Source organism: Streptomyces sp. NPDC052107 (assembly GCF_040680215.1).
Taxonomy (GTDB): Bacteria; Actinomycetota; Actinomycetes; order Streptomycetales; family Streptomycetaceae; genus Streptomyces.
In genome coordinates this window covers 1-5,771 of sequence record NZ_JBFAWG010000187.1, presented here as the reverse complement: position 1 = coordinate 5,771, position 5,771 = coordinate 1, and the positions used below count along the sequence as shown (strand labels likewise).

The window sequence follows — 5,771 nt, the reverse complement described above, 5'->3', positions numbered from 1 at the left end:
CGGGCTGGCGGCTCCTGTCGTTCAGTACCAGGGCACGAAGGCGATTGGCTCCCAAGGCTGAGCAACGCTCAGGCTCGCTAAGCCAATCAGAGACGTTTGTCTTGTCCGCGCCTCGGTATCGGCATCTGCGCAGGCGCCGCCGCCCTGCCCATGTGCGGGGGCCGGGCAGCCCGACCGTGGCCGGCACCGAGGAACGCGGGGGTCGAACGGCCCGTCCCCGCCGGAGGGTGCCGGCCACACCGCCAGGTGGATGAAGCCATGCAGGACAGGAAGGCCAAGGCCAGTGCAGGGGGGCGTGTCGGGGAACGTCCCTGGTTTACAGCCCGCAGGAGCCGCGGTCCAGGTGGAAGTAGCGGGCGTTGGCCCAGCGGCACAGCCGGATACCGACTGTGACGCCGACGATGGTGATCAGGGCGGGCAGGTATCCGCTGGCGACCTGGACGATCGGGATTGCCGGGCACCCTCCGGAGATCGCCCAGCCGGTACCGAACAGCACTGCGCCGGGAATCACGCCGGCGTGGATGCGTCCCGGGGTGCGGCGGACCCGCAGCAGGGCGAATGCGCACACGATGATCACGACGGCACCGGCGAAGGAGAGGAGCATGCGCGGGTCCTGGAAGGTGAACATGCGGTTCAGCTCGGTGTAGTCGCCGAAGCCGATGTTGGAGACGGTATAGCCGAGAGTGAGGCCGGTGAGGATGTTGGCCAGCAGTATCGCGCCCCGAGTACGCATCAGATCACCTTCCACAACAGGAACGACACCGCGACGGCGGTGCCGAAGAACACGGCGGTCGCAACCAGGCTGACCGGGCGTAGACGGCCGCAGCCGTTGAGTCCGTGGCCGGAGCTGCACCCACCGGCCAGCCGCGTGCCGAAGCCGACCAACACGCCTCCGACGAACAGCAGGACGGTCATGGTGGTCGGATTTGCGGTGACCACGTTCCGGAATCCCGGTCCCATGTCGAAGCGGAGGTGGAACCGCCCCGAGGTGACCGCGGCGATCAATCCGCCGAAGAAGATCGACACCAGCAGGGCCGCCTGGGTGACCAGCGGGGCGGGGCCCGGGCTCGTGACCGAGGTGTCCTCACTCACCGTCGGTTCGGCGTCCGTTTCGAGCAGTTGTGACGTCCCGTACGGAACCGGCGGCACGGTGGGCGCGGCGGGGCTGGTGCCGAAGTGTTCTGCCGTAGCTGCGGCGAGAGCGTCAGCGAGAGCGCGCTCGTCGGTGAACTCCTCGTCCATCCGCTCCAGGCGGCGCTCCCTGCGCCAGTGCAACACGCGATCCCAGGCGGACGACACCCCGAACGACCGGTCCGTGGTGAGGGCGTAGTTGATGGTGATCAGAGCGAGCCCGGCAGCGCCGGCCCACCAGGGCCAGTAGCCACTCATGCGGGGCCTCCCATCCATTCGGCGAATCGAGCCCACCAACCGCGCTTCGAGCTGGGCTCTTGCCCCGCGTGTCGAGATGGGCGGTCCGGAGGCTGGGGAAACGGTGGGGATGATGACGGTCGGTAATGCGAGACCGGTATCGTCGGAGATGCCGCCCCGAACTGAGCCATGGTCTCGGGTGCCGCGGTCACAGGTTCTGACGGCTCCGGTGGCCGAGCCGGTGCCGGCTGCGACCAGGACGCGTTCTCCGGCGGCCAGGGATTGTGTTGTGGTGGAGGGGCCTGCTGGGGTCCCTCCTCCGGGCCGGCGGCACCGGACCGGTCCTGGCCGGTGGCCACGTCTTCAAGGTGTCGCGCGCGGGCACCGTTGGGCAGCAGGCTGATCGGTACGCGCTCGCCGGTGAGTGACACCTGGTAGCGCGCACAGCCGAGCCACTGATCCTCGCTGTCGCAGTAGTAGTCGCGCCAACCTTGCAAGCTCGCCCTGAGCAAGGGGAAAAGGGGGCATCCTGCGGCGTGCGAGCAACTCACGTTGCTCCCTTCTGACCGGCGCACACCACCCGTTCCGTGAGGGCGGTTGCCGTTCTCGGTCTCTTGCCCTCGCCGCGCCCGGGCCGACGATCTCAAAAGGCGCGGTGATGGCCTGTCACGATGCGGAGCAGTCCCTTCCTTTCTCGACCGGGCGAGATGGAACCATTGTTTTGGTGTCCCGGGCAACCTCAGGGGGATTCCGGCCGTGAACGCTTGACATCGTTGAGTGGGGTGTGCCACGCGATATCGGGGCGTGACGGACCCTCATGGTCGTGCCGCCTGCCGGCGGGAGGCGGTTGTTCGTGCAAACGGTGCACATATGGAGGTTGTTTGTGGCGGAAACGTGAATTCGACTGTGACGGAACTGTTGATATTACTGATCGTTAATGAAGGTGTTGATGAAGGGGAATCATGTGCCGACGTGCTGTCTGCCAGTCATGCCGGAAGGTGACCTACGAGGGCTGCGGGAGGCACGTGGAGCAAGTGCTCGCCGGCGTGGCGACACCTCAGCGGTGCATCTGTGAGTCGGCGGAGCGCGAGCCTGTACACACGGGGGAGCCGATGGCTCGAACGGGGCCGGAGCCGGTCCGACCGGACGGGACAGTGCGAAGCACACACGTTCCTCGCATGGACGGTTCACCGGGCCGATCGAAGGACGGCTGGTGGACCCGGCTCATCGCGTGGATGAACAGCCCAGCATGAAGTAAGTAGAGGCAGAACGGTGCGCTCGCTGGACGGGTGGCGAGAATCGAACTCGCGCTCTCAACTTGGTGGGCTTGCTCCGCTTCGACGGACATCCGAGATCAGGGGCTTCGGCCCCGTAAGGATGATGTCCATCATGCAGAGCATGGGGAAGAAGAAGCCGCGTCCTCGCCGCTCGTTCACGCCGGAGTTCAAGGCCGAGATCGTCGAACTGTGCCGGCGAGGCGACCGGCCCGGAACAGCCGGGCTGCCGTTCGCCCTGCCATCTTCGAATGGATCGAGAGCTGGTACGACGTACGCAGTCTGCACAGCAGCCTCGGCTACTGGAGTCCCGCAGAGCCTTGCCGCTCAGGAAGCGGTGGCCAAGTGAAATCCGTGCATCACCATCCCAGTGATCTACGTCACTGCGGCCTGTGTCCCCGTGATGTTCGTCGGTTGGGCTGCGCTGTAGGTATGGGCCACTCCTGTGATGCGTGTGCCTCACGTGACTTTTCTCTGCGGCCTTTGCCGGCCTTCTGATGGGGTGGATACGTCGTGAGTCGTCGTACGTCGCATGCGTACAGACCGCTGAGCCTGAAGCGACGGGCGTGGCTGACGCTCGGTGCCGTGGTCCTGGGAGGTGGCGGCCTGGTGACGTACGCGGTCGCCAGCCCCTCCGGCGGCCCCGGCGCGGCAGGCCGGGCCAAGCGGCCCGTGAAGGTCTACGACCTCGCGCTCAAGGGGACCACGGGCGGCAAGCAGGAACTGCCGCGCACGTCGACGCAGCAGTTCTCGCTGGTGGGCGTCTCCTGGACGGGGGCCGTCAAGCGGCTCGACGGCACGGCGCAGGTGCGCACCCGCAGTCTGGACAGCGGTGCGTGGAGCGCCTGGCACGACCTCGAAGTGAACATCGACCCGCCGGAGCACCCCGGCGCCAAGATGCGCGGCGCGTCCGAGCCTCTGTGGGTGGGCCCCTCCGACGGCGTCCAGGCCCAGGTGGTCCACAAGGACGGCACCACGGGCGCGCTGCCCAAGGGACTCGAGGTCAACCTGGTCGACCCCGGCGTGGTGACCGACGCCGAGGCCAAGACGACCGAGCCGGCGGCGTTCGTCGCCGAGGCGAGCAGCCCAGCGGCCACGCCCACCGACGGTACGACCGCGTCGCCGACGGATGGCCAGAGCAGCACGTCCCCCGCGCCGACCGATCCCACGTCCCCGGCTGCCACCGACACCACGGCCACGGCGACCGGCTCGGCGTCCGCCTCCGGGTCCCCCTCGGCTTCGACGAGCGCGTCCCCGAGCCCGTCGGTCACCACGCCGTCCGCGCCGCCGTCCACCGTGCCCGAGCCGCCGATCACCTCGCGCGCCGACTGGGGCGCCGACGAATCGCTCAGCCCCGACCCGTCGGAGTACAACGCCGACGTCAAGGCCGTCTTCGTCCACCACACCGACGGAGCCAACGACTACTCCTGCGCCGACTCGGCCTCCATCGTGCGCGGCATCTACGCGTACCACACGCAGGTCAACGGCTGGAACGACATCGGCTACAACTTCCTCGTCGACAAGTGCGGCACCATCTTCGAGGGCCGCAAGGGCGGGGTCGACCTGCCCGTGCTCGGCGCCCACACCTACGGCTGGAACCGGGAGTCCACCGGCATCGCGGTGCTCGGCGAGTACACCTCCACCAGCGCCTCCGACGCCGCGCTGGCCTCCATCGCCCGCGTGGCCGCCTGGAAGCTCGGCCAGTACGGCGCCGACCCGGCCGGCACGGTGCAACTCAACGCCGGTGCGAGCCAGCAGAACTATTTCGGCACCAGCTTCACCGCCGGCACCGCATACACGTTCCAGCGGATCTCCGCCCACCGCGACGGCTACAACACTCAGTGCCCGGGCAACTCGCTGTACGCCCAGCTGCCCACCATCCGCGCCTGGGCGGCCGGACCGGTGCAGGGCCTGAAGGTCACCTCGGTCAGCGGCGCGGGCCTGTCCGGCTCGACGTACTACACCAAGGGCGCCGTCACCCTGAACTGGACAACCGCTACGCCCGGTTCGCTCATCTCGAAGTTCGAGCTGCTGGTCGACGGCAAGGCCGTGACGTCCGTCGCCGGCACCGCCACCTCCGCCGGCACCACCCTGGCCCTCGGCAGCCACACCGTCGCCGTGCGCGCCGTCCACCAGTCCGGCAGGACCACTACGAGCGCCGCGGTGAACGTGGTGGCGGAGACGACCGCGCCGACGTTCAGCACCACGCCGAACCTCTCGCTGCGCACCGGCACGGTCAACACCAGTGCGGTACCGGTCACCCTCGGCTGGAAGGCCACCGACAACGCGGCGCTGCAGAGCGTGAAGCTGCTGTCGCCGACCACGGCCACCTTCGGTCCGACCACCACCAGCTCCAGCCGTACGGCCGTGTCCGGCACCGCGGCCACCTGGTCGATGCGGGCCTACGACTACGCCGGCAACTACCGCACTTTCTCCCCCTCGTACACCCCGGTGATCCTGCAGGAGACCTCGGCCACCAAGTCCGGTACCTGGACCACCCGTTCCAGCACCAGCTACCTGGGCGGGAAGTCGTACTCCAGCGGCTCCAAGGGCGCGAGCCTCACCTGGACCTTCACCGGACGCTCGGCCGCCTGGGTGGTCTCCCGAGCCTCCAGCTCCGGCCAGGCGTACGTCTACGTCGACGGCGTCAAGGTCAGCACGGTCGACCTGAAGTCCTCCACCACCCTGTACCGGCAGGCGCTCTGGACGAAGACCTGGTCCAGCAGTGCCAAGCACACGATCAAGATCGTCGTGGTCGGCACCAGCGGCCGCCCCACCATCACCACCGACGGCCTCATCTACATCAAGTAACCCCCAACCTCCCGTCGGTCGGGGTGTACGGCACAGGGGCCCTTGTCCTGCTTGGTCAGCCAGGCAGGACAAGGGCCCCTTGCGGATCGGGCGCTGCCTAGTACTCCAGCGGTAGATCGTGATCATGCTGGGGCAGCGGCCTGGCGGCGGTAGTGGTGTGACGGCCCGGCACTCCGGTGCGCTGTAGGAGTGGGCCCAGGGACACAGGGGCGTCGTGGCACCTGCTCGCCCCCGATTCCGAGCGGGTGGTCGCGCAATGAGGGGCAGGCAGGCGAGTCCCCCGTCGCCTGCCTGCCCCATGCGCATCCCTCGGGAGGC

General features: G+C 68.3%; 3 protein-coding genes. 1 reads left to right on the top strand and 2 read right to left on the bottom strand.

Features of this window, described 5'->3' with window-relative positions; all coding sequences use genetic code 11:
• Window positions 1-316: 316 nt before the first annotated feature.
• Both AB0M27_RS46305 and AB0M27_RS46300 read right to left on the bottom strand, forming a co-directional pair.
• Window positions 317-733 carry a YeeE/YedE thiosulfate transporter family protein gene (locus AB0M27_RS46305; RefSeq protein ID WP_365732215.1) on the bottom strand — a complete coding sequence of 139 codons (417 nt, stop codon included), beginning with the start codon at window positions 731-733 and terminating at the stop codon, window positions 317-319.
• Window positions 733-1,389: a YeeE/YedE thiosulfate transporter family protein gene (locus AB0M27_RS46300; RefSeq protein WP_365732213.1), complete on the bottom strand. Its 657-nt coding sequence runs from the start codon at window positions 1,387-1,389 to the stop codon at window positions 733-735. Before AB0M27_RS46300 ends, AB0M27_RS46305 begins: the two co-directional genes overlap by 1 nt.
• A gap of 1,805 nt (window positions 1,390-3,194) precedes the next feature.
• Here AB0M27_RS46300 and AB0M27_RS46295 point away from each other — a divergent pair.
• Window positions 3,195-5,453, top strand: coding sequence for a peptidoglycan recognition protein (locus AB0M27_RS46295; protein WP_365732216.1), 2,259 nt, complete (start codon window positions 3,195-3,197; stop codon window positions 5,451-5,453).
• Window positions 5,454-5,771: the final 318 nt, after the last annotated feature.